A 26,316-nucleotide genomic window follows, 5' to 3' on the forward strand; every position below is an offset into this window, starting at 1 on the left:
CTGGGCAGCGTCCTCGGCGGTGCGCATTTCGATCGAAAGTAGGCCTATTTCTCGTCGCGGCGGTCCTCTGATTCGTCGAAGAACGTCCGCGCATCGTCGGTTCCGGCAGGACGATCCACGTGGCCCTCGTCGGTCGTTTCGCCGGTGCGGGCATGGTCGGCCGGGTACCGGTCAGCCGATTCGTCCCGCGTGGAATTCTCACTGATTTCCGGCGCCGCGGCGGCTGCTGGCGCGGCGGCAGTCGCCGCGGCTACGCCAGGCGCCGCGACGTCCTCGGACTCGCCGCTGGCCGATCCGTGGGTTGCCTCATCGGATACGGCGTCCGTTTTCCGTGCGCCGAGGAGATCGGTGCTGCGGTAGACCAGCCCGGTGATGACGGCACCGAGCACTGGTGCCACCCAGAACAGCCAGAGCTGCTCGTTGGCCCAGGACTCGGAGAAGATCGCAGCGGCGGTGGACCGTGCCGGGTTCAGCGATCCGTTGGTGATTGGCAACAGGAAGGTCAACAGTGCCGCGTAGACCAGGCCGATGGCGAACGGGCCGCTGGCGTTGCGCAGGGCACCCGTTGCGGTACGGGAGGTGGCGCCCAGGACTACTGCAACAAAGATCGCTGTGCCAACCACCTCGGCCAGGAATGCGCTGCTCAAAGCGAACTGGGTGGGGGAATGGTCAGCGAATCCGTTGGCCGAGACGGCGAACAGCGCCTGCACGTTGCCGGCAAACTGCTGGTTGGCGCTCAGCAGCAGCCAGATGAAGACGGCAGCGGCCAGGCCGCCAACCACCTGCGCCACTACGTAGGGGAGCACCGAAACCCACCTGGTCTTGCCCGCGACAGCCGATCCCAGCGTCACGGCGGGGTTGAAGTGGCCACCCGACACGTAGCCGAACGCAACTATTGCTCCACTCAAGGCCAGCCCAAAAGCCAGGGTGGGCTGCACCCCCGTCTGGGTGTTCAGGATGGTGACCCCCAGGCCGGCGAGTACCAGCAGGAACGAGCCTGCCGCTTCGGCCAGGGACCGGGCCACAATGGAAAATTCTCTGATCGATGCGGCGCGGCCGGGATGTTCCGGCTCAGCGTGCAGATCGTGGGTAGGCAGTGATGTCTGCGTCATGGTAGACGTAATCCTTCGAGCTGTTGGGGTGAGCTGACATTGGTTGCGGGCATCGGTGGAGGCCGGGGCAGTAGAACCCTACCCGACATTAGACTGTTGAGGTGCCTACCCTGCCTACTTTTTCCGACCGTGTTCATGGCTGTCTGCTCGGCGGCGCTCTCGGGGACGCGCTCGGCTACGCCGTCGAAACGCTTGACCTGCAGGCCATCCGCGCAGCCTACGGCCCGCACGGCCTCACCTCACCTGACGTGTTGTCTGTTGCTCTCCAGTTTTCCGATGACACGCAACTCACGCTGTACACGGTCGACGGACTGGTGGACGCCATCCAATGGGCCAACGACGGGGTCGCCGCCGATGAAACGGCGTGTTTGTGGCTGGCCTACCTGCGCTGGCTGGCGACGCAGGGTGAGACGCCGCCGTCGTCGGCTCCCGCCCCTCCCCCTCGCTGGATTGATAGCCAGGAAATACTCCGGCAGCGACGCGGGCCGGGCGCTGCGTGCCTGAGTGCGCTGCGCAGCGGTGAGATGGGAACCCAGGCGCGCCCGATCAACCCGGATGCCAAGGGGTCGGGAACGGTGATGCGCTCTGCCCCCTTTGGCCTGGTGCCGCACATTCCAGCGGAGGTGGCCGACCGGTTGGCGATGAACGCAGCTGCCCTCACACACGGTCATCCTGCCGCCCTGCATGGGGCTGCGGTGATCGCCGTTCTGATCCACGCCATCGTGCGCGGCGGGCAGTCGTTGCCTGCGGCCGTGGCAGCCGCCGTCGCCCGCGCCCACGCCTCCAACGTCCCCGAGCTCGCGCGGTTGCTTGACGCGGCCGTTGAGCTGGCGAACGACGACGACGCCTCCCCGGAGCGGATGACGGCTACCCTCGGAGGCGGCTGGACAGCCGACGAGGCCGTGGCAATCGCCGTGTACGCCGTGCTGGCCAGCCAGACCGATGCTGGTGGGGACCAGCATTTCAGCGGCGCCGTTGCTCTGGCTGTCAATCACGACGGCGACAGTGACACCACCGGGGCGATCACCGGCAACATTCTGGGCGCGCTCTACGGTGTGCAGGGTCTGCCAGCCGCGTGGACCGCCCAATTGGAGGGTGCCGACGTCGTCAGTGCCATGGCTCGCCTGCTGATTGAGATCACGTCAACCGAATGAGGTCGGCCGGTCCAGCAATGCGTGCCCAGTGCCGCCGAGTGCCTAGGCTGGGGTAATGGATACCTGGAACCCTGATGACCTAAGCGGCCGCACTGTTGTGGTGACCGGAGGAAATGCTGGCCTCGGCTACTTCGCCTGCGAGCAACTTGCGGCGGCCGGGGCAACGGTGGTGATGGCGTCGAGGAGTGAGCAGAAGGCCAACGCCGCGATTGCCACGATCCGCCAGCGGGTGCCCACGGCCAACGTAACCTTCCAAGAACTTGACCTCGCCCGGCTCGATTCGGTGCGGCGGGCCATCGATGTCCTGTCCTCACGCGGTTCGGTGGACGCGCTGCTCGCCAATGCCGGCGTGGTGGGCTCAGCAACACGGCAGTACACGGCCGACGGGTTCGAGCTGCAGTTCGGGACAAATTATCTCGGCCATTTTGCTCTCATCGCTGGCCTGCTCCCGGCGCTCACCAGCGCCCGCGGACGAGTGGTCCATTTGGGCAGTATTAGCCACCGCTGGGTCCGGCTGAACACCGCCGACCTGATGCCTGCAAAGTACAACAACCCGCGGGCGTATGCAACGTCCAAATTGGCGGTCATGACCTTCGGCTTCGAACTCGCCGCCCGTCTCCACCTGTTGGGCAGTCCGGTCCAGAGCATTGTGGCCCACCCCGGGCTGGCTCTGGATATGCTCACTCCCCGGCGGCCAGGAATCGGACGGAGCACGACCCCGCCCGCTCCTCAGCGACGCGTCCTTGCACCCATCTCGCATGGCAAAGACACCGGAGCCTGGCCACTGGTGCGGGCCGTAGCGGATCCCTCCCTCGACAGCGGCTCCTACTATGGCCCGGATGGCTGGTTCCAGTTGCGGGGCCGCCCGGCGACGGTCCCGGCACGACCGCACGCCCGCGAGCGCAACACTGCGTCACGGCTGATCGATGCGTCGCAGGACCTGACCGGAGTTTCGCTTGAACTGTAGCTGCTTTACTGTTACGGACTGTCGATGGGCCAGCGGCCCTCGGTCATTTGCAGGAACTCGGCCTCGGACAGGACCTCGATCCGCTGGCCCCGCTCGTGGAGGTCCAGAACGCGCCGCGCCTTCCCGGTCACCCGACCATTGCGCAGGTCCGATGCTACGAACCCATCGCCCACCACCAGCACCGTGGTGCGGCGCGTGACCGTGCTGGCCGGTTGCGCTCCGAGTCCCGCTGCCCGCTCCTTGGCCTGTGGTCGCGGCATCCCGAGCGTGCCCGTGAAGACCACGGTCTGGCCATATAACGGGTTGGCCGGGTCGGCCGCGCCATTCGCCAGTGGATTCAGGCCCTCTTCAGGCCAGCCGGAGGGGCCCGTACGGACAGGTCCGCGGGAAAGGGCGCTGCGCGTCGCTTTCGACACCGCTCCGATTCCCGGCACGTAGGCGTCCTGGGTGGAGAGCGGAAGTTGCTGCATTGCCGCCAGATCCTCGAGGGAGTCAGCATTGTTCATGCGGGCGATATCGATCATGATCCCGGCGCAGGCCCGGGCGTCCTCGATTGCATCGTGGTGGTTGACCAGCGGGACGCCAGCCGCTTCGGCAACGAACGGCAGCGAATACGAGGGCAGGGAGTAGCTACGCCGGGACAGCACTACCGTGCAGTAATAGTTATACGCAGGACCAGCAATGGTGGATACTTCCTGCCCCGACCTGATGACTCCCATGTCGAAGGCAGCGTTGTGGGCGACCAGCACATCGTCTCCGATGAAGGCTCCGATCTCCGGGAAAAGCTCCCCGAACCGCGGCTGGTCCGCCACCATCTCCGCGGAGATGCCATGGATCCGCACATTGCGCCAGTCGAAGTGGTCATGGCCCGCCGGAGGGCGCATCAGCCAATGCGCCTCGTCGACAATTCTGCCGTCGCGGACCTTGCTCAGCCCCACCGCACAGGGCGAGCCGCGGAACCCGTTGGCTGTCTCAAAGTCGATTGCTGTGAACTCAATTCCCACCCGGCCAACGCTACGCGGCGTGGGATGAATTTTACCCAACGTTCATCCGCGCGCCGGGAGATACCCACCACAGTCCCCTACCCTGAGGTATGGGAAACACACAGTGGTACCTGTTCGACTATGGCATGGTGATCTCCCACGCGCCCACCCCCGAGGATTGGCTGAACCTTGAGGATGCCACCGGTGTGCGGCTCATGGATCCAGGCTCGCCCTACTGGCGGCACCGGCTGGACTTCGACGCGGGACGCACCACGTCGGTTGATTACTGGTCGCTGGTCACCGGTCGCGAGGTGACTCCTAACCAGACGAACCTGCTCGATACCCTGGACGCCAACCAGTGGTCCCACTTCAATCTCGATACCCTCGATGTGCTGGAGGAGCTCAGCAGTCAGGGTGCACGGCTGGCGTTGCTTTCGAACATGCCAGCGCCGATGGTGGCGCGGTTCGAAGAGGCCTCCTGGACCGGCTACTTTTCGAAGATGTATTTCAGCTCCGACCTTCGGCTCGTGAAGCCGCAACGCGAGATCTTCGAGCATGTGCTGCGGGACCTGGGAGTGGAACCGGGGAAGGTCACCTTCGTTGATGATGCCCCGGTAAATGTCGCTTCCGCTCGTGATCTGGGGATCGATGCCAGGCTCCATGAGCCAGGCCTCGACCTTCAGCGGGAACTGGTCGGACCCTAGGAGCGGGTCGTCCGCTCCCAGGCCGACGACGTCGCGAACTTCTGCGCAGCACTGGCGGGTCAGACACGCCCCAACCCGACGACGTCGCGAACTTCTGCGCAGCAGCGGCGGGTCAGACACGCCCCAACCCACCACTGCTGCGCATTTGATTTCGCGTACCCACCGCAGCTGCACAAATCCTGCGCTCCGACGACGTCGCGAACTTCTGCGCAGCACTGGCGGGTCACCCGCTCCCGGGCCGACGACGTCGCGAACTTCTGCGCAGCAGTGGTGGGTCAGACACGCCCCAACCCACCACTGCTGCGCATTTGATTTCGCGCACCCACCGCAGCTGCACAAATCCCGCGAGAGCCTGCCGGACAACCGCGAAGATTCTAGGAAACGACCAGCGCGGAGCGTGCGGCATTGAATCCTTCGACGACAACCGACCAGCCGGGCCGGACAAACTCGGCCGCACTCAACCGGACATGCTGGAGCTCCTGGGACTCGCCCGGTCTGGAGACGCCAACGCTGACACCGTTGTCCGTGTAGCCGAGGCTTCGCGAGACCGCCAGCGATGAGGAGTTCCACGAGGCGGCGTCAGACACGGCCCACTGTGCGCCAAGATGGTCAAACGCAAACATGAGGACAGCAGCCCGCATTTCCTTGCCCAGCCCGATGCCCTGCTCCGAGCGAGTGAGCCAGGAACCGGTTTGAACAGTCCGCTGGAGGCTCAGGTCCTCAGCCGACAGGTCCTGCATCCCAATCACCCTGCCCTGATAGGTGACGGCGAAGTTCAGAGTCCAGTGATCGGGCAGCACACTGCACCGTTGCCTCCACTGGTGTTTCAGGGTCTCCCTGATGAGGCCGTCGCGCGGCGCGTCGGTCCAGGGAACGGTGAACGGCATCACCGCTGGATCGTGGATTCCTGCCAGCACAGCCTCGACAAGACCGGGCAACTGGTCATCGCGAACTGGGTTTAACTTGAGCCGGGGCGTCGAGATCCTTAGCCCGAAGAGCGGCCAGACGTCCTCAAGGGGCGTCATGCTCAGCGCGCTTGCGACGGATTCTCAGCACCCGGCTGACCACAAAGTAGCCGACCAGCAAGATGACCGCAGCGATAACGATTTTCTGGAAGACATCGGCGTAGGCCTCCACCAGGTGCCAATTCTCGCCCAAATAGAAACCGGCCATCACGAAGATGCAGTTCCAGATCAGGCTTCCGGCGGTGGTCAGGGCAAGAAACTTCCAAATCGGCATCCGCTCGATACCCGCCGGTATCGACACCAGACTTCGGAACAGCGGAATCATCCGGCCAAAGAACACCGCTTTGTACCCGTGGCGGTTGAACCAGTCCTCCACGTGGTCGACGTCCTCAAGATCCACCAGGGGCACCCGGGACACGATCGCCCGCATCCGGTCCCGGCCCAGCCAGGCTCCCAGGAGGTACAGGGCCAGCGCGCCGACGACTGAACCTGCAGTGGTCCAGAAGATCGCTTCGAACAAGGTGAAGTTGCCCCGGCTAGCGGTGAAGCCTGCCAGCGGCAGAATAACCTCGCTGGGGAGCGGTGGAAACAGGTTCTCCAGGGCAATCGCCAAGCCCGCACCCGGAGCCCCGATCGTTTCCATCATGGAGACGGCCCAGTCGGAAATCGTTTCGATCAGGGACCCGCCCCCGGCGGGAGTGGTGAGAGCGGCGCGCATTGAAGTAGTCATATCCCCATCAAGTTTGCCTTACCAATCTGAATATTTCCTCACCGCACCCGCTCAGCGCACCTCGGCAGCCCAACGCACCTCGGCACCCGCTCAGCGCAGCGTGTCGATGAGGTGCGGCAGCAGTGCCGCGAAGGCCTGTGCCCGATGACTGATGGAATTCTTTTCCTCCGCCGTCAGTTCGGCGCAGCTCCGGTGCTCCCCCCTGGGCTGCAGAATGGGGTCATACCCGAACCCGCCAGTCCCACGGGGTTCGGTGAGCAGCGTTCCTTTGAGTTCCCCGGACGTCGCCTGCGCCGTACCATCCGGCAGCGCAAGGGCTGCCGCGCAGACGAACGATGCACCGCGCTGGGCAGCCGGAATATCGGCCAGCTGCGCCAGAAGGAGCTGCAGGTTGGCACCGTCGTCGCCGTGGCGTCCGGACCACCGCGCCGAGAAGATCCCCGGCGCCCCGCCCAGCACGTCGACGGCGAGACCCGAATCGTCGGCGACCGCCACCAGCCCGGTGGCCGCAGCCACCTCCCGGGCCTTGAGCAGCGAGTTGGCTTCAAACGTGGTGCCACTTTCGACGACGTCGGGCGCGCCGGCGGTCTCCGCGTCAATCACCTGGGTATCCACGTCGAGCCCGGGTACCTTGCCGCGCAACAATTCCCGCAGCTCCCGGAGCTTGCCGGGATTGCGGGTGGCGAGAACCAGCCGCGCCTGGGGTGGGTGATGTGGCGCGGCCGTGTCAGACACCGGCACCCTCGCCGAGTATGTCGAGCTGGATCTGAGTCAGCTGCGACGTGCCGAGCAGGGCGAGATCCAGGAGCGCGTCGAGCTCATCCCGGTCGAACGGCGCACCCTCAGCCGTTCCCTGCACCTCGACAAACTTGCCGCTGCCGGTGACGACGACGTTCATGTCAGTCTCGGCCCGCACATCCTCGACGTAGGGCAGATCCAGCATGGGCACGCCGTCAATGATTCCCACGCTGACTGCAGCCACCGTGTCGATCAGGGGACGCGCCGACGCGGCAATGAGCTTATTGTCCTTCGCATAGCGGATCGCTTCGGCGAGCGCCACATAGGCGCCGGTGATCGCTGCGGTCCGGGTGCCGCCGTCGGCCTGCAGGACGTCGCAGTCCAGCACGATGGTGGTTTCACCCAACGCCTTGGTGTCGATGATGGACCGCAGGGACCGCCCAATCAGACGGGAGATCTCATGGGTGCGGCCACCGATTTTGCCCTTGACCGATTCACGGTCAGACCGGGTGTTGGTGGCTCGCGGGAGCATGGCGTACTCGGCGGTCACCCAGCCTTTGCCTTCGCCCTTGAGCCAGCGGGGTACGCCCTGGGTGAGGGAGGCGGTGCAGAGGACGCGGGTATTGCCGAACTCGATGAGGGCCGATCCCTCGGCCTGGGTGGACCAGCCTCGAGTGATGCTGATGTTTCGGAGCTGATCGGGGGTCCGGCCATCCGCGCGGAGGATGGCAGCGCCGGGCGAGGAAGTGTCTACGGGATTCATGGGGTCAAGTCTACGGGCCGGCCGGAAAAGTGGCTGAGGCGCAGCCACGCTGTGGGGCAACCGCTCGCGTGCGGCTCCGCCACTTTTGTGGCCCTAGATACCTAGATCTCGTACGAGACGCCAGCAACGGCGACGGCGAGGTCCCCGCGGTAACTGGTCCTGGCTTCCTCGACGGTGCGATTGGCGTCATTCCACACCGGGATGTGGGTCAGCAACAATCGGTCCGACGCCGCTGCTGCCGCCACCTGTCCGGCCCGCCGGCCGGTGAGGTGGACGCCCTCGATGGCGTCGTCGCGGCCCTCGTGAAATGCCGCCTCACACAGGAAGACGTTGGACCCGGCTGCGGCTTCGATCAGGCCGTCGCAGGCATCGGTGTCGCCCGAGTAGGTCAGCACTCGGGGCGGGTCGCCAGGATTTTCGCCGGCCACCTCGACCCGCAGCGCGTACGCTTCCTCGACGGGATGCAGGACGGGGTACGGGGTGATGGTGAACGGCCCGAGGGTCACCGAGGCGAGTGGTTCCCAGACCTTGAAGTCGAAGTCCTCATGCATGCCGGGGTCGAGCTCCAGTCCGTAGGCGGTAGCCATCCGGTCGGCGGTAGCCTCTGGCCCCCACACCGGGATGCGTGGCCGGTTCCAACCGTTGGGATCCCAGTGCACTGCCACGTGCAGTCCGCAGAGGTCCATGCAGTGGTCGGGGTGGAGGTGGCTAAGGAACACCGCGTCGATGTCACGAAGATCCATGTAGCGCTGCAGTGCACCCAGTGCACCGTTGCCAAGATCCAGCAGGATCCGCCAGGTGCGGATGCTCTCGCCGTCGGTCACTGTGGCGGTGACCAGATAGCACGACGCCGGCGACTGGGGGCCGGGAAAGGACCCACTACAGCCCACGATGGTCAGCTTCATGCCTGGGGGTTCCCCACCGCATCGGCACGGGCGGCGGCGATCATCTCGGGGGTAATCCGGCCCATGCTTCCCGTGGGGTACTGGGCGGCGACGTGGTCGACGTGCTCCACGCTGAGTACCTCCGGCCCGAGGAACCGGCGGGCCAGTTCGCCGAACCGCTGGGCATCACCTGTCGCAATGAAGTGATGCTTCGGTGCCGTGCCTTCGACCCGCACCAGATCATGGGAGATCAGGGCGCGATACACGTCCTTGGCGGTTTCCTCGGCACTGGATACCAGGGTGACGGCGTCGCCCATCACGTAGGAGATGGCTCCCGTCAGCAGCGGATAGTGGGTGCAGCCCAGGACCAGCGTGTCGACGCCGGCGTGTTTGAGCGGCTCCAGGTAGCGCTGGGCCGTTGAGAGCAGCTCCGGCCCGGAGGTGATGCCCGCTTCGACGAACTCGACGAACTCGGGACAGGCAGCCGAGGTGATGGAGAGATGGGGAGCGGCGGCGAAGGTGTCCTCATAGGCCCGTGAGCCCACGGTGGCCGAGGTGCCAATGACGCCGATTTTTCCGCTGCGGGTCGAGGCGACCGCACGCCGGACGGCCGGCTGGATTACCTCGATCACGGGAATGCCGTAGCGGGCAGTGTAGCGTTCGCGGGCATCGCGGAGCACGGCTGCCGAGGCCGAGTTGCAGGCGATGACCAGGAGTTTCACTCCCGAATCCACCAGCTCGTCCATTACGCCCAACGCGTGGGCGCGGACCTTGGCGATCGGCAGCGGGCCGTAGGGCCCGTGGGCGGTGTCGCCGACGTAGAGGATTGACTCCTGCGGAAGCTGGTCGATTACGGCGCGCGCAACCGTCAGCCCACCAACGCCCGAATCGAAAATACCGATCGGAGCCTCGGTTCGCTTCAGCGATGAAAGATCAGCCGGGACGGAGGTCATGATCTACCGACCATAAGACGTGCACCCGACATTAGACGAACCCAACGTCAGTGGAATTGGTCACAGTGCCGAGTTGGCGCTGCCGGGAGGATCACTTGTCCTTGAGCCCGAACATGGCCTGGACCAACGACTCCTGCAGCCAGCTCGTGAAGTTGTATACCAGCGCGAGGTAGGTCTCGACGTCGTCGGCGTCAGCGACGTCGTCAATGTCATGCAGGCGGGCGGCGTCCTCATCGGACTCGATTTTCAGGCGGTCGGCGAGCACCAGTCGGACGTCGTTCAGGGCGCGCGCCAGCATCCGGGCCTGCTCGGCAGTGAGTGTCAGTGGGCTGGACTCCACCAGCAATGCACTGCCGCGCAGCGTCCCAATTTTGTCCTCGCGCAGCGACCGCTCGGTCAGGCGGCGGAACTCCAGGGCTTCGTCGTCGTCGTCGCGGACCGCGTCCGGCAGCAGCCGTCTGAGCGCGCTGTCCGACGGTGTCACCGCCACGCTGTCCACGCCCACCATGGCGGCGAGGGGATCAGCATTCGCGGGCTCGGCGGGCTCGAGGAGCTCGATGATGTCCTCGAACAATTTGCGGAGCAACTGACGCTCCGCCGGGTCCAGCGTCCCGATGATCCCGCGGCGGGTTGCCTTGAATGCCTTGGCCAAAAAATTCTCCCTAACAAACAGTGTCGAACGGACTAAAACTTCCTCATGGCGCATCGGATTTCTGGAATGTGGCCCACAGTCCGTAGGAATGCATGGCCAGGGTGTCCCGCTCGGCCTCTTCCCTGCTGCCGCCTGCGACCACCGACTTGCCGGCCTGATGGACTTCCATCATGAGTTTGTTCGCCTTGGACTCGCTGTATCCGAAGTAGGTCTGGAATACGTAACTGACGTAACTCATCAGGTTCACCGGGTCATTCCAGACGATCACCACCCAGGGGATGTCGCTGATCGTGAGCTGGTCGGCGTCCGTTTCCTCGAGCCGTTTGGTGTCCGGAGCGGTGCCAACTGTCATAACTCCATTGTAGGACGGGGCCCGGACCGAATAGTCCGGGTGTCTCGGCGCCGGGAGGGGTTAGAGTTTTGACTGTGAGCGCCACCAACTCCGCCCAGGTCACCAGCACCCGGGCTAGCACTGCCCTATATACGGACCACTATGAGCTGACCATGCTGCAGGCGGCCCTGCACTCCGGGGCGGCCCACCGGAAGTCGGTCTTCGAGGCGTTTGCCCGGCGGCTCCCTGAGGGCCGCCGGTACGGGGTAGTGGCCGGCACCGGCAGGCTCCTGGAAAGCCTCGAAAACTTCCGGTTCGGCACCGAGCAACTGGACCATCTATCGGCGGCCGGGGTGGTGGACAGCCTAACCCTCGACTGGCTGGCCAATTTCCGCTTTGGCGGAAACATTTGGGGCTACGCCGAGGGCGAGGCGTACTTTCCGCACTCCCCCATCCTGATCGTCGAGGGCACCTTCGCCGAGGCGTGCATCCTGGAGACTCTGGTGCTCTCAGTCCTCAACCACGACAGCGCGATCGCATCCGCCGCCTCACGGATGACGGGGGCAGCGGGGAGCCGCCCCTGCATTGAGATGGGGTCGCGGCGCACCCAGGAGGAGGCGGCGGTGGCTGCCGCGCGTGCCGCGGTCATCGGCGGCTTCGCCAGCACCTCCAATCTTGAAGCCGGCCGGCGCTACGGCGTCAGGACCGTCGGCACGGCCGCACACTCCTTCACCCTGCTGCATGACTCCGAACGGGAGGCCTTCGCCGCGCAGGTGGCCACCCTGGGCGCCGGCACCTCGCTGCTGGTTGACACGTACGACGTCGAACGCGGCGTCCGGACCGCTGTCGACGTGGCCGGCCCCGCGCTGGGTGCGGTGCGGCTGGACTCGGGCGATCTAGTGGCGCAGGCCCGCTGGGTACGGCAGTTGCTTGACGATCTGGGCAACCACAACACCCGGATTGTGGTCACCTCCGATCTTGACGAGTTCGCGATCGGATCCCTCGCCTCCGCCCCCGTGGATTCCTACGGCGTCGGCACCTCCCTGGTGACGGGGTCGGGTGCTCCCACCGCGGGCCTGGTCTACAAGCTGGTCAGTCGGACCGACGACGACGGCGAGTTCGTCTCGGTGGCGAAAGCGGCGCTGAACAAGGCCTCACGTGGCGGCCGGAAGTACGCGCTCCGCCGCCTCGATGACGCGGGCACCGCTACCACTGAGGTGGTGGGCATTGGGCGGGTCCCGCTCGACGACGGCAACGACCGTCCCCTCCTGCAGCAGTTCGTCAGCGACGGCGACATTCTGCCGGGCTGGACCGGAGCCGACGGTGTGCGGCGGGCAGTGGACCACCATCGCGCGTCAATGGCCGAGTTGCCTGGCTCAGTGATGCGGCTGCAGCGCGGCGAGCCTGCCATCCCCACCGAATACGAGGAGCAATCATGACCCGAGCCCTGATTATTGTCGACGTCCAGAACGATTTTTGTGAGGGTGGGTCGCTGGCCGTCGACGGCGGTGCGGACGTCGCAGCGCTCCTCAGCGATTTCATTGACGAGGAAGGCGGCGAGTTTGACCACATCGTCGCCACCCAGGACTGGCATATCGATCCAGGAACACATTTTTCCGAGTCCCCCGACTATCTGCGCTCCTGGCCGGTGCACTGCGTCGCGGATAGTCGTGGAGCAGCATTTCACCCGGAGCTCGATACCGAGAACATCGAGGCAGTCTTCCGCAAGGGTCAGTTCGAGGCGGCCTACTCAGGCTTTGAAGGAGTCCTGGCCCCTGAAGACGAGGTCCCGACCGGGGAGCAGAAGCTCGGCTCCAGCGATGACCGGACAGACGAGGAGCCGGTGACGCTTGATGACTGGCTGCGGGAGCGGGAGGTCGATGAGGTGGCAGTGGTTGGCCTGGCAACCGATTTCTGCGTGCGGGCAACAGCGCTGGACGCCGTCGCCGCCGGGTACACCACCTCGGTGCTGGTCCGCTTCACCCGTGGAGTGCATCCCGACAGCAGCGAGACCGCGCTTGAAGAACTCGAGGAAGCCGGAGTGGAGCTCGTCGACTAGGGCCTAGCCTGCGCTGCCGCCGGCAACCTGCACAAACGGATCGGTGAGGGAATAAGACATCGGGGGTCAAGATTTCCCTCACGGATGTCCAGGGCGGCCCGGCGGGTCGGAGTTGCTCACCGAAATGGCAGGCCCGACGGCGACCGACCGCGGGCGCGTCCTCACCTCTCCTGGTAGGGCACCGGCAGACTATTTCCTGCCGATAAACCAGTCCTGCAGCTTCTTCAGCCGTCGTTCGAGCTGGTGCTCGTTGGCCTGAGCCACGGCAGGGCCGCCGCAGGCCTTCCGCAGCTCGGTGTGCACGACGCCGTGCGGCATCCCGGATCGGGCCGACCACGCCGACACGTTCTTCGCCAGCTCACCGCGCAGTTCGGTCAGCATCCGGTGGTCAATCACCAGGGGTTCCGGCGCGGGAGCCGCGGCGCCCTTGCGTCCACGCCTCGTCTGCTGTTCCTGCTGGCGTTGCCGGAGCAGGACCCCCACCTGATCGGCGTCGAGCAGTCCAGGGATGCCCAGGAAATCCTGTTCATCCTCGCTGCCCATTTCTCCGCCGGTACCGAATTCGCCGCCGTCGAACAACACCCGGTCGAAGGACGCCTGGGATTCGAGCGCCTCGAACTTCTGCTTGGTCAGTTCATCGGAGGCCTTCTCGGACCGGTTGGCCTCCTCCATCAGGGCTTCCTCGGGCGCAAATCCGTCCTCGTCGGTTACCGGGCGGTCCAAAGCATGGTCCCGCTCCAGCTCCAGTTGGTTGGCCAGGATCATCAGGGTGGGCACCGACGGAAGGAACACCGACGCTGTCTCACCTCGGCGTCGGGCACGCACAAAGCGTCCCACCGCCTGGGCGAAAAAGAGAGGTGTTGCCGTCGACGTCGCGTAGACGCCGACGGCGAGTCGGGGCACGTCAACTCCTTCGGAGACCATGCGCACGGCCACCAGCCAGCGCTTTTCGCCTGCCGAGTAGCCCTCGATCTTCTCGGAAGCCTTGGCATCGTCCGAGAGAATCACCGTCGGTGATTCCCCGGTGATCTTCTTGAGCAGACCGGCGTAGGCCCTGGCGTCGTCGTGATCGGTGGCGATCACCATGCCGCCGGCGTCAGCAACCGTGCGCCGCACCTCGGAGAGCCGTTTGTCCGCCGCCGCGAGGACGGCGGGAATCCACTCACCCGTGGGGTTCAGCGCCGTGCGCCACGCGTGGGCCGTGATGTCCTTGGTGACAGCCGACTCGCCGAGCGACGCCGCCATTTCCTCTCCGGCGCTGGTCCGCCACCGCATCTGGCCCGAATAGGCCATGAAGATGACCGGGCGCACCACGTGGTCCCGCAGCGCTTCGCCATAGCCGTAGGTGTAATCGGACTTGGAGCGCCGAATCCCGTCAGCGTCGGCGGCATACTCGACGAAGGGAATGGCGGCCGTATCCGAACGGAACGGGGTACCAGTGAGCGCCAGCCGCCGGGTAGCCGGCTCGAAGGCCTCCCGGATACCGTCGCCCCAGGACAGGGCGTCACCACCGTGGTGGATTTCGTCGAGAATCACGAGGGTCCTGGCCGCCTCGGTCTTGGCACGGTGCAGCATCGGCTTGCTGGCCACCTGGGCGTAGGTGACCGCCACACCGATGAAGCCCTGACCGTGACGCCCATCGGCGTTCCGGAAGTTGGGGTCGATGGCCAGGCCAATCCGCGCCGCCGCGTCGGCCCACTGCCGCTTGAGGTGGTCGGTGGGGGCGACGATGGTAATCCGGTTGATGGTGCCTCGTTCCACCAGTTCGGTGGCAACGCGCAGCGCGAAGGTGGTTTTGCCTGCACCTGGGGTGGCCACTGCGAGGAAATCCTGGGGGCCGGTGCTGAAATATTTGGCGAGCGCCTGCTCCTGCCACTGGCGGAGCTTGGGCGCGGTGCCCCACGCTGCCCGTTCAGGGTAGGCGGGCGGTAGGGACGCACCGGTGGCCGGGGCGACGCCGAAGAGCATGTTATTACTCACGCTTAAGAAGAGACCTTTCCATGCCTGCTGGAGTCCGGGCGGGGGTCAACCGGATCGTGGGAGGTCCCCAGTGTCCCCCTCAAACCGGCAACTATACCGGCAACCGCGAAGAGGCACAGAGCCAGCCAGATCGCAACAAACACGCCGACCTGTCCGGGGTCGGCGGGGTCACGTAGCAGGGCGAAAAGCCCTCCCGCAATGGTGCTTCCCACTACCCCGCCCAGCTGGTCGCTGAGCTGGAGGGACGACGAATTCCGGCCCCGCTCGGGCGCCGGTGAGAGCTTCAACACCAGCACCGACGTGCTGGAAAGGGTCAGGCCCATGGCAAAACCGGCGAGGGTCCAGACCAGTACCAGAGCCCAGAAAGGCACCGCCGGAGCTGAGGCAAGCGCCAGACCGCCAACGCTCGTCGACAGGATCGATGCGCCGATCACCAGCAGCCATTGTCTGCGGAACGTGACACGGGCCTGCACGAATGATCCGGCGCTCCACCCCAGCGCACCCGCGCTGAGGGTCAACCCCGCAGTGGCGGCGTCCATTCCGCGGGAGGTGACCAGCATCAGCGGGAGGAATGCCTCCGCGCCGAAGAAGGTCGCTGTGACCAGTCCGCGGGTGGCGATGATGCTCGGCAGGCCGCGGGCCAGCCGCATCGTACCCCGGGGCAGTAGCCGGGGAAAGGTCACTGCCGCGGTGACAATCCCGACGACGGCGAGGATCACCAGCACCACCGAGGCGCCGGCGTCCTCCAGGCCCTGCGCCGCAAGGCGGTTGATGGCAAACTGTGTCGCGAGTACGCCACCAGCGAGTCCCAGTCCGGTTAGTGTCCGACGTCGGCCATCACCGCGGTTCCCGGCACCCGGCTCGGGCAGTGCGAGGCCAGCGGTGCGCGGCCAGACCACGACAAAGGCCGCAAAAACAATCGGGGCGACCCCGAGGAACACCCACCGCCAGGTGACCTCCTCGGCGAGATACCCGGCGATGGCCGGACCAATCAGGGACGGCAGCACCCAGGCGGCGGAAAGCCAGCCGAAGATCACCGGTTGGCGATGCTGCGGATAAGCCCCGCCGATGATGACGTAGACCGCCACCACCATGAAGCCGCCACCGAGCCCCGACACAGCCCGACCGGCCGTGACCAGCCAGAAGGCACCGGCTGCGCCCGAAACCAGCAGCCCGGCGATCATCAGTGTCATCCCAACGGCCAGCGCCGGGCGGGCCCCCGCCCGGTCGCACCAGGTACCAGCGATAACGGTGCCCAACAGGGAGGCCGTGAGGTACATCGAAAAGGCCAGCCCGTAACTGGACACCCCACCGAGTTCGGCGACGACGGCGGGCATGGCAGTTGCCACCGCCATCGCCTCGAAGGCTGCGCAGGTGATGATGGCAATGATGCCGAAGGTCAGCGGCCGCAGGCTAGCCGGGCCGTCAGCCACGGGCGGGACAAGGGATTGCGCTATTTGTCCTTGTCGTCCTTGCCTGGACGCATTCCGTTGTAGATGTCCTTGCACTCCGGGCAGACCGGGAACTTCTGGGGGTCGCGGCCCGGTGTCCAGACCTTGCCGCACAGGGCGATGACCGGATCCCCGGACAGCGCGGACTCCATGATCTTCTCTTTGCGTACATAGTGCGCGAGGCGTTCGCGATCACCGGGCTCCAGCTCTTCGCGAAGCTCCTCCCGCTCAAGCGTGGCGGTGGAACCACCGCGCTGAGGGTCGCTGCGGGGATCACTGCGCGGATCATTGTCAAAAGGGTCAGCTGGCGTACTCATAATTCCATCCTATCGTTCCTCGGCGACGCGGGGCCGGTGGCACGAGGCAGTCAGATTCCCTGCCAGGCAGGCTTGTTGGCGTAAGTATGACGATAGTAGTCGGCTAGTTTCAAGCCCGAGGCGGCTGCCTCATCGATGAGAACCGTGGCATGGGGATGGAGTTGCAGCACCGACGCTGCACAGATCGCAGCCACGGGACCCTCGACGAAATCATGGACCGCCCGGGCTTTCTGCGCACCGGCAGCAATCAGCACGACGTGCCGAGCGTCCATGATGGTTCCCAGGCCCTGCGTCACCACATGGTGGGGCACGTCGTCGATGCTGTCGAAGAAACGCGAGTTGTCTTTACGAGTCTGGTCAACAAGACTTTTGATCCGGGTTCTGGACGCCAGCGAACTGCCGGGTTCGTTGAAACCGATATGCCCGTCGGTGCCCACCCCGAGCAGTTGGAGGTCCACTCCACCCGCCGCGCGGAGCGCATCCTCAAAGGCGACACAGGCCGCGGGAATGTCCTCGGCTGCACCGTCCGGGCCATGAACGTTGCCCGGGTCGATGTTGATCCGGTTGGTGAACTCCCTGCGGATCACTTCCCGGTAGGACTGGTGGTGTCCAACGGGAAGGCCAACGTACTCGTCCAGCGCGAAGCCCACGACGTCGGCGAAGTTCAGGCCACCCGAACGACACCTATCCACCAGTTCGTCGTAGACTCCCAGCGGCGAGGACCCGGTAGCCAGCCCCAACACCGCGGTCGGCTTACGCCGGACCAACGCCTCGATGGCGTCCGCCGCCACCGCGGCTATGGCCGACTGATCGGGAAGGATTACAACTTCCATTCACTGTCCTAACGTGTGAGCCCTATTTATTGACGGACACCGCTTGCAGCAGTTCTGGTGCCCTCCGGTCATACCATCGTCCGCCCACCTTTACCCCGCCGATCAGGAACGCGGTTCCAAGGACGCACCCCACCACCAGCGTAAGCCAGCCGAAGGCGCTATTACCGGTGACGTAGTAGGCAATGGCAAAGCCCATTTCCGGGAGTATCAGGACGAGCAGTACCACCCACCCGATCAGCTGGATGGCGAGCATCGAAAACCCTGTGCCCGGCGGCGTCTTCATGGCACTCTCCCCTGGTAGCGGCACGTTGTAGGTGTACCGTGCCGACACCACGCTGGCGAACCCGATCCCGGTCAGCAAGACACCCACCGACAGGCCCAGCATCAGGGGGAGTTCTTCGAGGCTGCCAGAGATCCCCAGTGGAGCCACGGTGAATACCAGCACTGCCGGCGCTGAGAGCACTCCGACTGCCAGCGCACGGCCTGCCCGGTCAGCCTGGCCGGTCACACCGGTTGAGAGATGAAGCCAGAATGCGGTGTTGTCGTAGGAAATATCAGCCGAGATAGACCACGCCAAAAGGAAGGCGATGATCGGTCCCACGAAGTTCAGCATCGTATAGTCACCGGACTGGTAGGACCAGAACAGCATTAGCAGCGGCATCAGCGGTACGATCACAATCGAGCCCAGATAACGGGGGTCCCTGGCCCAGTAGGTCAGCGCACGGGCAGCGACGGCACCGGTGGGCGTTGCCGGGAAGCGGCTGAAGAATCCCAGGTTGCCAGCACCCTTCCGGGTGACAGCGTTGTAGGCGGGGGTGACCAGGGCGCGGGCAAGGGTGGTTCTCCAGAGCCAGGCGAGAGCGGCGAGGGTGGCAATGCCGAGGCCAAACCGGATCGCAGCGGTGAGGTAGGCGCCGTCGGCCACATCAGGGGGTACCGCCCAGAAGTAGCCCAGGGGTGTCCACCCAAGAATGACGGCGAGCTCGTTGGCGAAGCCCGGAGACTGTTCGAAGCCCGCAGTGATACCGGCGATGATGGGACCCAGCAGGATGAGCGGAACCAGTACCACCATCGAGCTGACGTCCTTGAACCGGCGGGAGGAAGTCAGCGAGATGACCGCCGTGGCGGCAGTGCGCGACGCGACGACGCACAGCAGCACGGCCAGCACAGCACACACCGCCGCCGCCGCCGCAGCCGCTGGATAGCGGATCCACGTTCCCACCTGGGCCAGTGAGGCGAGCAGGGTAATGATCCCGGGGATGCCGATCACCGCACCGAGCGACAGACCGGCCACCAGTTCGCGCATCGGCACAGCAAACGTGACAAAGCGGGCCGGGTCCAGCGTCATGTCGATGCCTGAAGACACGATCGGGACCACAGTCCAGCCCAGAACCACGGCTGAGCCGCCAATCACCAGCACGTTGCGGATCATTGATGGATCGGCAGCGCCGAGAAAGATCAATCCAACAACCAGTAGCCCCAGCATCCCCAGCCCGTAGATCCCGGCGAGGATCACGCCAAGCAGCGCCCAGGTGCTGCGCCTGAAAGAGTTGCGAAGCAGGGTGAGCTTGAGTCTCAGGAGGTGCGCAACCATGTGAGACCCTCCGCCGTGTTCCGGCCGCCGACCAGTTCAACGAACCGGTCCTCGAGACTGGACTCCCCGCGCACCTCATCCACAGTGCCGGCGGCGAGCACCGTACCAGCGGCAATCACCGCCACGTGGTCACACATCCGCTGGACCAGGTCCATGACGTGGCTGGAGACGATCACCGACCCGCCCGACCCAACGTAGCTGTTCAGAATGTCCCTGATGTTCGCTGCGGAGACCGGGTCCACCGATTCGAACGGCTCGTCAAGGACCAGCAGGGACGGCGCGTGAATCAACGCGGAGGCGAGCGCAATTTTTTTGGTCATGCCGGCTGAATAGTCCACCACTAGGGTTCCGGCGTCGTTGGTCAGGTCAAGGGCCCTGAGGAGGTCTGCCACCCGCCCGGCCACCGTGTCGCGGTCCATGCCGCGCAGCAGTCCGGCGTAGGTCACCAGCTGTTCCCCGGTCAGACGGTCAAAGAGCCGGACGCCGTCGGGCAGGATCCCCATCAGCTTTTTGGCTTCCAGCGACCGCTCCCAGACATTCACCCCGTGGACCCACACCTGGCCGTGATCGGGTCGGAGCAGGCCGGTGGCCATCGAGAGCGTGGTGGTTTTGCCCGCTCCGTTAGGCCCCACGAGGCCGTAGAAAGAGCCGGCGGGAACATCGAGGTCCACGCCGTTGACGGCAATTTTCTCGCCGAACCGCTTGGCGAGTCCCCGGATCACAAGCGCTGGGCTCTCCGGAACGGCGGGGCCGCCGGCGGACCCGAGAGACAGTGGCAGGGTAGGTGAGCTCATGTCTCAACGCTAACAACGCCGGGTACCACTGCTCGTCATCCAAAGGGACTAAATACCCCGCCCCGGTCGGCCGCGCGAATGAAAGGTCTAGAACAGGGCTCGGGCGAGAGCTCCCCGGGCCTTGGCTACCCTTGGGTCGCTGATGCCGACGACGTCGAACAGTTCGATCAGCCGCACACGGGCCGCCTCCCGGGGCTCGCCTGCGGTCCGCCCGATGAAGGCAACGATCCGGGCGAACCCGTCCTCGACATGGCCACCAGAAATGTCAAGATCTGCGACGGCGAGCTGGCTCCCCAGCGCATCGGGGTGGTCTGCGGCGTTTTGGCGGATGGTGTCGGCGTCGACGTCATTGAGCCGTTGCATGAGTTCAACCTGGGCGAGTCCGGCCTTTGCCTCGGCGTCGGCGGGCTGTTCTGCCAGGGCTTGCCGGTAGGCGGCGGCCGCGGCCAGGTAATCGTTTGCCTCGATGGCATCGAACGCAGCCTGGTGCAGAGGCGGCAGCGGCGGCTCTTCGGGGGGCGTCCCCTCCCCCTCGGCACCTTCGCGCAGCGACCCCGATACCCCGTTGGTCTTGGCTACCTTCAGGAGTTCAGCGATGAACGAGCGGATCTGAGCCTCCGGCAGCTCACCCTCGAACAACGGCACGGGCTGGCCCTTCAGGACCGCAACGGCCGTCGGTACGGTCTGGGCCTGGAAGGCCTGAGCAATCTGCGGCTGCGCTTCAACATCGACCTTCGCCAGCAGCACCTGGCCGTCGTGCTCCACCGTGATGGCTTCGAGGACTGCGGTGACGCGCGAGGATTCTTCGCTCCAGCCGGCCCTGAGGTCCACGATGACCGGCACCTGTGAGGACAGCTGCACGAGCTGAGGAAAACTCTGTTCAGTCACCTCGACGATGTAGGGGCTTCCCCCTCCTGCTACAGCGGCGGGTTGCGGAACTCCCGGCCCCGTTGTGCCCCCCTGCTGGGCGGTCCGGGCGGCATCGGCCCGGGCCTTCAGGGCGGACAGATCCACGGCTCCGTGCAGGTTCATTGACGACGGCGGGAGGGGTCCGCGATTGTTGGGAATACTCATGGTTCCACCCTAATACGTTGGGGTCCGACAGGGATTACCGTAGTTCGGCGGACAGTAACTGTTGGGCAGCGCCGATCACGCGCACGCGTTCGTCGCTACCGGCTGGCGGCACGTACATCATCACCGCTTCGCCATAGCGCACGTCGATGCCCTCATCAGTGGAGGTCTCCCCGGTCAGGGCCTCGTACACGGTCCCATCAAGGTCGATCGAGTCACCGGCTCCGCGCGGCACGCTGGAGTAGGTGTGGTTGAGGTAACCGAACACCATGGCCCCTTCGTCGCTGGTGGACAGGGCATGCGTGAGGTCAGGATCCGCCTCGTGCACGAAGGTGATCTTCGCCGAGTCGTTATCCGGGTCGGCGACCACATCCGCCTGGAATGAGGTAATCGCATCCGCGAACGAGTTCGCCTCGAAGGTTGCGGCGTTGTCGCCGTCAGGTTCGGAAAGAAAATCGGCAATAGCGTTCAGGGCGGTTTGGGGCGCCAGGGTGAGCCCAGGTGCTTCGTCGAGCGGTACTTCGGCGACTCCCGTAGCACCGTCCGAGCCGGGGAACGTGGTGCCCGGAAGCATCTGGATAGCAGCGCTGAGCTGGTAATTGGAGCGCGGGTCAGCCTGCACCAGCACCAGCGCCTGTGGGACGGGGTTGTCGTCGGATTGGGTCAGGACGATGACGGTGCGGGGCCAACCGCTTTCCGAGGAGACCATGGAGGTGAGTACCGGTTCAGCGGCCACCGGAGTGGGCCCCGGGATATCGCTGGTCTGGGAGCGGACGTCATAGTTGGCCGTCCGCAGGGCCAGCGCGGCCTCGGCTACCCTCGGCTCCAGCAGTTCTGCGTCGGCGGCCGCGTCACCTTCCGCGACCACGGTTGCCACTGAGGCGAGGATGCGCTCGAGTTGGCTCTCCAGCAGCACTGGCGGTGCCTCCTCGGTTGCCTGCGTGCTTGCAGGCTGCGTGGTCGCCTCAGTGGTCGCAGGCTGCGTGGAACTCGGATCGGAGGATGCGGCGTGGGCGAGCCCGCCACCCGACGCGGTCAGTCCAACAACTACGACGGCCACGCTGAACGGCGCGCGGCCCTTCCGCCCCGACTTGTTCCGGGATTCCATCCTGCGCTGATGGGCTCGGGATCCCTCGGCCGCAGGCCGGCTTCTGCGCTTGGGAGTAACGAAGAACAATGCAATACCGAGGACGATGGCGAGCGCGCCCAGCACGATGAGCGGCACCGCCCAAACGGTTGTTGCCTCATTGGGCCAGGTGACAGAAATATCAGTGGGGGCAGAGTTCTCCCCGTCGGCGGCCAGCAGAATTGACCATTCGCCCTCGGCCGGATCGAGCCAACGATGGGTCACACTGCCATCGGCGGTTTCCTCGCTGGTCCAGAGGTCTGAACCGCTGGGGTTCGGCACTGTCTGCTCGCCGTCGGTGAAGGTGGTTTTCAAACCGGCCTCGTCAATGGCAGTCACCCGAAGGTGCGCTGCGTCGCCCACCCATGCGTCGACGTCCCTGGCACGGCCCACAGCCAGGGTAAAGGTACCTTCCGAGCGGACGGTGATGTCGATATTGTCGGCGTCGGCAGCCTTGGCCCCGGCATCGATCACCGTCACCGGACCACTCTGCGACCCGGCTGGTACGGTGGCTGTCACGGTTTCCGGCGGGGACCAGAAGGTAAGCTGCCCGATGCCCACCAGCATCAACAGCACACCGATCACCAGGGCTGGGACTGCAATCTTCAAACGCACTCTGGTACCTATCGTTGCTCGTGGGCTTGGTGTCTAGCGTCCCATCGTAACGAACTTCCCTGCTGCAGCAGGATATTTGGGGACGGCGTCACTATAGTTCCGTGCCCCGCTGTCCTCTGCCCGCCTTCCCGCTGTACGACGGCGGGGCGCTTCGCTGCACCGCGAGTCCTCAGTAGGCTGTTAGTGTTTCGCTAACCGTGCTAAACCGGCGTGGAATCCTACCGCCCGCAGCATGCTCTATCGGGAAAGCAGAATGACGCGTGAGTGATTATCAGGATGTCCCGGCGGGCGAGCCGCTCCCTCGTCCCGCCGCTTCGATCAACGAGCGGGGCGCTGAGTCGGCAGGTACTCCCGACGATGCGCCACGGCGCAGCCTGATCGGGGCCATCTCCCGCGGACTCCGCCGACCCATCCCCGGTGCCCAACCGCGGTTCCGCTTTGAGTTCCCGCCGGAGCGTATTCCTGCCCCGGTGCCCACGGACATGGATGTCTCCCTCGGCGACGACCGGCTGAAGTTCGGCAACTCAGAACCCCGCTCGATGCAGCATCACCCGATCCACTTCGGCTTCATGGGGACCGTCGGCGTGGGGCTGGCTCTGCTTGCCTACTTCATGATCACCAATGTGGGCCAGCTGCTTTTGTGGATTGGTGCGGCGATGTTCATCGCGCTGGGACTGGACCCCATAGTGCGCTGGCTGGAGAAGAAGCGGGTGCCCCGCCCAGCAGGGATCGCCGTCGCCCTGTTGTCGCTCGCGAGCGTCATCACTGCCTTCTTTGCTACCCTGATTCCCACCATCGTGAACCAGACCGGCCAGTTTGTTGACCGGGCGCCCGGTTTTGTTAACGATTTCCTTAACTCGGATTTTTTCCGGACCGTGGATGAGCAGTTCCAGGTTCGGGAGCGGGTCACCGAAGAGGTCAACAACTTCTTCAACAACTCGGCGGCAGTGGGTGGCATCTTCGACGGCGTGCTCGGAGTGGGCACAGTAATTGTCAACAGCCTGTTCGGGACCCTGATTGTCCTGGTCCTGACCCTTTACTTCCTGTCCTCCCTTCCGGCGATGAAGAAATGGGCCTACCGGTTGGCGCCGCGGTCACGCCGTCCGAGGGTCGAATCGCTGGCGGAAGAGATCACCAGCAGCGTGGGCAACTACGTGATCGGTCAGGCCTGTGTGGCGCTGCTCAACGCGATCTTCGCCTTCATTTTCATGACCATTGCCCAGGTGCCGTTCTCGGTGCTGTTGGCGTTCGTCGTCGTCCTGCTGGCGTTCATTCCACTGGTGGGGGCCCTCATCGCCGCAGTAATCGTGACCCTGGTGGCACTGACCGCCGGCTGGCAAACTGCACTGCTCTTTGCGGTGCTGTACCTGGCCTATCTCCAGGTCGAGGCGTACTTCATCTCGCCCCGCATCATGCAGCGTGCCGTGGCGGTGCCCGGGTCGGTGGCGGTGATCGCCGTGATTGCTGGCGGCAGCCTGCTCGGCGTCCTGGGTGCGCTCATCGCCATCCCGACGGCCGCGGCAGTGATGCTGTTGCTGAAGGAAGTGTTCATCGCCCGTCAGGACAGCCAGTAACTGTCCCGACAAGCTTCCTCGTCCTAGGAAGCGGTAGCGGCTTCCCCGGTCCAGGTGGTCGGGAGCGACCGGGACGTGCCGGGGAGAACGGTGTCAGTGATCTCGTCGAGGACGCGGCCCGCGTACTTCTCCCCCACCCATAAGTGCTTGGCGCCGTCGACACCGACGATCTCCGCCTGGGGCACCCGCCCAAACCGTTGCGTGGCCTCCTGCGGCTGGAGGTAGTCGTCGTGTTCAGGGACCAGCACCTTCAGCGGTAACCGGGATTTAGCCCAGGCATCTAGATCCGCGTCTCCCGCCCGGTGCAGCGGCGGAGAGAGGAGGACCGCGCCCTGGATGGCCAACGCGATAGGCTCCGTGGCTCCGTACTTCAGGCACAGCTCGGTGCCGAAGGACCAGCCCACTAGCCAGATGTTCTCCGGGTGACGCTGGGCAGCCCAGGCGACGGCTGCTTCAATATCAGCCTGCTCCGCGGCACCGCCGTCGAACTCGCCCTCGCTGCAGCCTCGCGGCGAACAGGTGCCGCGCGTGTTGAACCGAAGGACCGCGATGTCGGCCAGCGCGGGCAGCCTGAAGGAGGCCTTCCGGAACACATGAGAGTCCATGAAGCCACCCGCGGTCGGCAATGGGTGCATGGTCACCAGGGTGGCGAGGGGCTTCCTGCCGACCGGCTCGGCGAATTCGCCCACGAGCGTCAAGCCGTCGGCCGTATGCAGCTCAATGTCGGTGCGGACTGCCGGAAGCACCGTCGACGCCCGAATGTCCATGGGTCCGTCGGAATCGGTGAACTCGTAACTGGGTGCGGTGGAAGTCATCGTTTCAGTCTAGGGGACCTGTCGGGCGCCGTTCAGTAACGATAGCTGCGGGATCGCCAGCAGATCACATGCCAGTGCCGGCGGCCTGCCAGTCCTGCGGCGGCTCCGAACAGGGAGTCTTCCTGCCACACCACGAGGTGCGCCAGACCAGGCGGGATCACCCGATGACAACCGGGGCAGACATAGTCTTTGGCAGCGTTCTGTTCGGTGATCCGACGGACCGACCATTCGCCGTCGGGAGCGCTTTCGCGGGCAGGAATTCCCGCCCTGGCCCGTTCCAGATCCGTTTCAGGCACCGGTCCCACTTTGCGTCCGGGCTGCGCAGACGGTTTCCCGGGGCGGCGGGGACGGTTGGAACGAGGCATGCCTCAAGTCTGCCCGAAGAATCGTCTTCTTCGCTCACGGGCGGCTCTGTGGTGGGAGGAAACCCGACGCCCGACCGGTAAAGTGCAAGGGTGCGTTTAGTTATAGCCCAGTGTTCGGTCGACTACATCGGCCGCCTCCGTGCCCATCTGCCCCTGGCCACCCGACTGCTGATGGTGAAAGCGGATGGATCGGTGTTGGTCCACTCCGACGGTGGCTCCTACAAGCCCCTCAACTGGATGAGTCCGCCTGCATCGCTGCGTATCGTCACTCCCGACGAGGCTGACACCGAGCTGGGCGTGACCGAGGTATGGAACGTGCAGCACGCCAAAAGCGACGACCGCCTTGTCATCAATATCCATGAGCTGATTCACGAGTCCTCCCACGATCTCGGTGTTGATCCTGGGCTCGTCAAAGACGGTGTTGAGGCGGACCTGCAGCGTCTCCTCGCCGAGCAGATCCAGCTGCTCGGGACCGGATTCACCCTGATTCGCCGTGAGTATATGACCGCCATCGGCCCGGTTGACATCCTCGCGCGCGATGCGACCGGAGCCACCGTAGCAATCGAGCTGAAACGCCGCGGGGACATCGACGGCGTCGAACAACTGACCCGGTATCTTGAACTGCTCAATCGGAATCCCCTGATGTCGCCGGTGCGCGGTGTCTTTGCTGCTCAGCAGATCAAACCGCAGGCCCGGGTGCTTGCGCTGGATCGGGGCATCGAATGTCTCACCCTTGACTACGACACGATGCGTGGTGTCGATGACGTCGAGTCGCGGCTCTTCTAG

27 protein-coding genes are annotated in these 26,316 nt (G+C 65.1%); 7 read left to right on the plus strand and 20 right to left on the minus strand.

The features are described from left to right. Window positions 1-44: 44 nt before the first annotated feature. On the minus strand, window positions 45-1,112 hold the full coding sequence (locus ACX80A_RS00220; RefSeq protein WP_459257654.1) for an MIP/aquaporin family protein: 1,068 nt from the start codon (window positions 1,110-1,112) through the stop codon (window positions 45-47). Between the two features lie 101 nt (window positions 1,113-1,213). Here ACX80A_RS00220 and ACX80A_RS00225 point away from each other — a divergent pair, with 101 nt between their 5' ends. After that, window positions 1,214-2,266, plus strand: coding sequence for an ADP-ribosylglycohydrolase family protein (locus ACX80A_RS00225; RefSeq protein ID WP_459257656.1), 1,053 nt, complete (start codon window positions 1,214-1,216; stop codon window positions 2,264-2,266). Between the two features lie 55 nt (window positions 2,267-2,321). Next, a complete protein-coding gene (locus ACX80A_RS00230) occupies window positions 2,322-3,233 on the plus strand; it encodes an SDR family NAD(P)-dependent oxidoreductase (protein WP_459257657.1) in 912 nt (303 codons plus the stop codon). Window positions 3,234-3,244: 11 nt separating this feature from the next. On the opposite strand, the gene ACX80A_RS00235 is transcribed toward ACX80A_RS00230, so the two are convergent. Beyond that, the gene (locus ACX80A_RS00235) at window positions 3,245-4,237 is read right to left on the minus strand and encodes a 3'-5' exonuclease (protein ID WP_459257658.1); all 993 of its coding nucleotides are present in this window, start codon (window positions 4,235-4,237) and stop codon (window positions 3,245-3,247) included. Window positions 4,238-4,326: 89 nt separating this feature from the next. Between ACX80A_RS00235 and ACX80A_RS00240 the strand changes: the two genes are divergently transcribed. After that, entirely contained in the window at window positions 4,327-4,920 is a 594-nt protein-coding gene (locus ACX80A_RS00240; RefSeq protein ID WP_459257659.1) for an HAD family hydrolase, read from the plus strand. Window positions 4,921-5,294: 374 nt separating this feature from the next. Here ACX80A_RS00240 and ACX80A_RS00245 read toward each other — a convergent pair whose 3' ends face one another. The 8 genes from ACX80A_RS00245 to clpS all read right to left on the minus strand — a co-directional run bounded on the left by ACX80A_RS00245 (window position 5,295) and on the right by clpS (window position 10,957). After that, on the minus strand, window positions 5,295-5,945 hold the full coding sequence (locus ACX80A_RS00245; RefSeq protein WP_459257660.1) for a GNAT family N-acetyltransferase: 651 nt from the start codon (window positions 5,943-5,945) through the stop codon (window positions 5,295-5,297). Then, window positions 5,932-6,615, minus strand: coding sequence for a DedA family protein (locus ACX80A_RS00250; protein ID WP_459257661.1), 684 nt, complete (start codon window positions 6,613-6,615; stop codon window positions 5,932-5,934). Before ACX80A_RS00250 ends, ACX80A_RS00245 begins: the two co-directional genes overlap by 14 nt. A gap of 90 nt (window positions 6,616-6,705) precedes the next feature. After that, a complete protein-coding gene (gene rdgB, locus ACX80A_RS00255; RefSeq protein ID WP_459257663.1) occupies window positions 6,706-7,350 on the minus strand; it encodes an RdgB/HAM1 family non-canonical purine NTP pyrophosphatase in 645 nt (214 codons plus the stop codon). Further along, window positions 7,343-8,116, minus strand: a complete 774-nt coding sequence (gene rph, locus ACX80A_RS00260; protein ID WP_459257664.1) for a ribonuclease PH — start codon at window positions 8,114-8,116, stop codon at window positions 7,343-7,345. Before rph ends, rdgB begins: the two co-directional genes overlap by 8 nt. A gap of 101 nt (window positions 8,117-8,217) precedes the next feature. Beyond that, window positions 8,218-9,021 carry an MBL fold metallo-hydrolase gene (locus ACX80A_RS00265; RefSeq protein WP_459257665.1) on the minus strand — a complete coding sequence of 268 codons (804 nt, stop codon included), beginning with the start codon at window positions 9,019-9,021 and terminating at the stop codon, window positions 8,218-8,220. Then, the gene (murI, locus tag ACX80A_RS00270; RefSeq protein WP_459257666.1) at window positions 9,018-9,953 is read right to left on the minus strand and encodes a glutamate racemase; all 936 of its coding nucleotides are present in this window, start codon (window positions 9,951-9,953) and stop codon (window positions 9,018-9,020) included. Before murI ends, ACX80A_RS00265 begins: the two co-directional genes overlap by 4 nt. A 91-nt stretch (window positions 9,954-10,044) precedes the next feature. Next, window positions 10,045-10,605 carry a DUF2017 domain-containing protein gene (locus ACX80A_RS00275; protein WP_459257668.1) on the minus strand — a complete coding sequence of 187 codons (561 nt, stop codon included), beginning with the start codon at window positions 10,603-10,605 and terminating at the stop codon, window positions 10,045-10,047. Between the two features lie 43 nt (window positions 10,606-10,648). Next, entirely contained in the window at window positions 10,649-10,957 is a 309-nt protein-coding gene (gene clpS / locus ACX80A_RS00280) for an ATP-dependent Clp protease adapter ClpS (RefSeq protein ID WP_459257669.1), read from the minus strand. A gap of 68 nt (window positions 10,958-11,025) precedes the next feature. Here clpS and ACX80A_RS00285 point away from each other — a divergent pair, with 68 nt between their 5' ends. After that, on the plus strand, window positions 11,026-12,375 hold the full coding sequence (locus tag ACX80A_RS00285) for a nicotinate phosphoribosyltransferase (protein ID WP_459257670.1): 1,350 nt from the start codon (window positions 11,026-11,028) through the stop codon (window positions 12,373-12,375). After that, window positions 12,372-12,995: an isochorismatase family protein gene (locus ACX80A_RS00290; RefSeq protein WP_459257671.1), complete on the plus strand. Its 624-nt coding sequence runs from the start codon at window positions 12,372-12,374 to the stop codon at window positions 12,993-12,995. Before ACX80A_RS00285 ends, ACX80A_RS00290 begins: the two co-directional genes overlap by 4 nt. Window positions 12,996-13,184: 189 nt before the next feature. On the opposite strand, the gene ACX80A_RS00295 is transcribed toward ACX80A_RS00290, so the two are convergent. The 8 genes from ACX80A_RS00295 to ACX80A_RS00330 form a co-directional block, all read right to left on the minus strand. Further along, window positions 13,185-14,963, minus strand: coding sequence for a DEAD/DEAH box helicase (locus ACX80A_RS00295; protein WP_459258336.1), 1,779 nt, complete (start codon window positions 14,961-14,963; stop codon window positions 13,185-13,187). Between the two features lie 14 nt (window positions 14,964-14,977). After that, entirely contained in the window at window positions 14,978-16,408 is a 1,431-nt protein-coding gene (locus tag ACX80A_RS00300; RefSeq protein ID WP_459257672.1) for an MFS transporter, read from the minus strand. 20 nt (window positions 16,409-16,428) lie between these two features. Next, window positions 16,429-16,743 carry a DUF3039 domain-containing protein gene (locus ACX80A_RS00305; RefSeq protein WP_459257673.1) on the minus strand — a complete coding sequence of 105 codons (315 nt, stop codon included), beginning with the start codon at window positions 16,741-16,743 and terminating at the stop codon, window positions 16,429-16,431. Window positions 16,744-16,793: 50 nt separating this feature from the next. Beyond that, window positions 16,794-17,576: a glucosamine-6-phosphate deaminase gene (gene nagB / locus ACX80A_RS00310; RefSeq protein WP_459257674.1), complete on the minus strand. Its 783-nt coding sequence runs from the start codon at window positions 17,574-17,576 to the stop codon at window positions 16,794-16,796. A 22-nt stretch (window positions 17,577-17,598) separates the two neighbouring features. Beyond that, window positions 17,599-19,170: a transporter gene (locus ACX80A_RS00315; protein WP_459257675.1), complete on the minus strand. Its 1,572-nt coding sequence runs from the start codon at window positions 19,168-19,170 to the stop codon at window positions 17,599-17,601. Next, the gene (locus tag ACX80A_RS00320; RefSeq protein ID WP_459257676.1) at window positions 19,152-19,964 is read right to left on the minus strand and encodes an ABC transporter ATP-binding protein; all 813 of its coding nucleotides are present in this window, start codon (window positions 19,962-19,964) and stop codon (window positions 19,152-19,154) included. Before ACX80A_RS00320 ends, ACX80A_RS00315 begins: the two co-directional genes overlap by 19 nt. A gap of 87 nt (window positions 19,965-20,051) precedes the next feature. Then, the gene (locus ACX80A_RS00325) at window positions 20,052-21,038 is read right to left on the minus strand and encodes a tetratricopeptide repeat protein (RefSeq protein ID WP_459257677.1); all 987 of its coding nucleotides are present in this window, start codon (window positions 21,036-21,038) and stop codon (window positions 20,052-20,054) included. Between the two features lie 34 nt (window positions 21,039-21,072). Continuing rightward, window positions 21,073-22,776, minus strand: coding sequence for a hypothetical protein (locus ACX80A_RS00330; protein ID WP_459257678.1), 1,704 nt, complete (start codon window positions 22,774-22,776; stop codon window positions 21,073-21,075). Between the two features lie 260 nt (window positions 22,777-23,036). Between ACX80A_RS00330 and ACX80A_RS00335 the strand changes: the two genes are divergently transcribed. Beyond that, window positions 23,037-24,350, plus strand: a complete 1,314-nt coding sequence (locus tag ACX80A_RS00335) for an AI-2E family transporter (protein ID WP_459257679.1) — start codon at window positions 23,037-23,039, stop codon at window positions 24,348-24,350. Window positions 24,351-24,373: 23 nt separating this feature from the next. Here ACX80A_RS00335 and ACX80A_RS00340 read toward each other — a convergent pair whose 3' ends face one another. Both ACX80A_RS00340 and ACX80A_RS00345 read right to left on the minus strand, forming a co-directional pair. Then, window positions 24,374-25,165 (minus strand): alpha/beta hydrolase, encoded by a 792-nt coding sequence (locus tag ACX80A_RS00340; protein WP_459257680.1) that lies wholly within the window; start codon window positions 25,163-25,165, stop codon window positions 24,374-24,376. Window positions 25,166-25,197: 32 nt separating this feature from the next. Further along, a complete protein-coding gene (locus ACX80A_RS00345) occupies window positions 25,198-25,530 on the minus strand; it encodes a hypothetical protein (protein ID WP_459257681.1) in 333 nt (110 codons plus the stop codon). A 90-nt stretch (window positions 25,531-25,620) separates the two neighbouring features. Here ACX80A_RS00345 and nucS point away from each other — a divergent pair, with 90 nt between their 5' ends. Beyond that, window positions 25,621-26,316 carry an endonuclease NucS gene (nucS, locus tag ACX80A_RS00350; RefSeq protein ID WP_459257682.1) on the plus strand — a complete coding sequence of 232 codons (696 nt, stop codon included), beginning with the start codon at window positions 25,621-25,623 and terminating at the stop codon, window positions 26,314-26,316.

Source organism: Arthrobacter sp. TMN-50, from assembly GCF_054511125.1.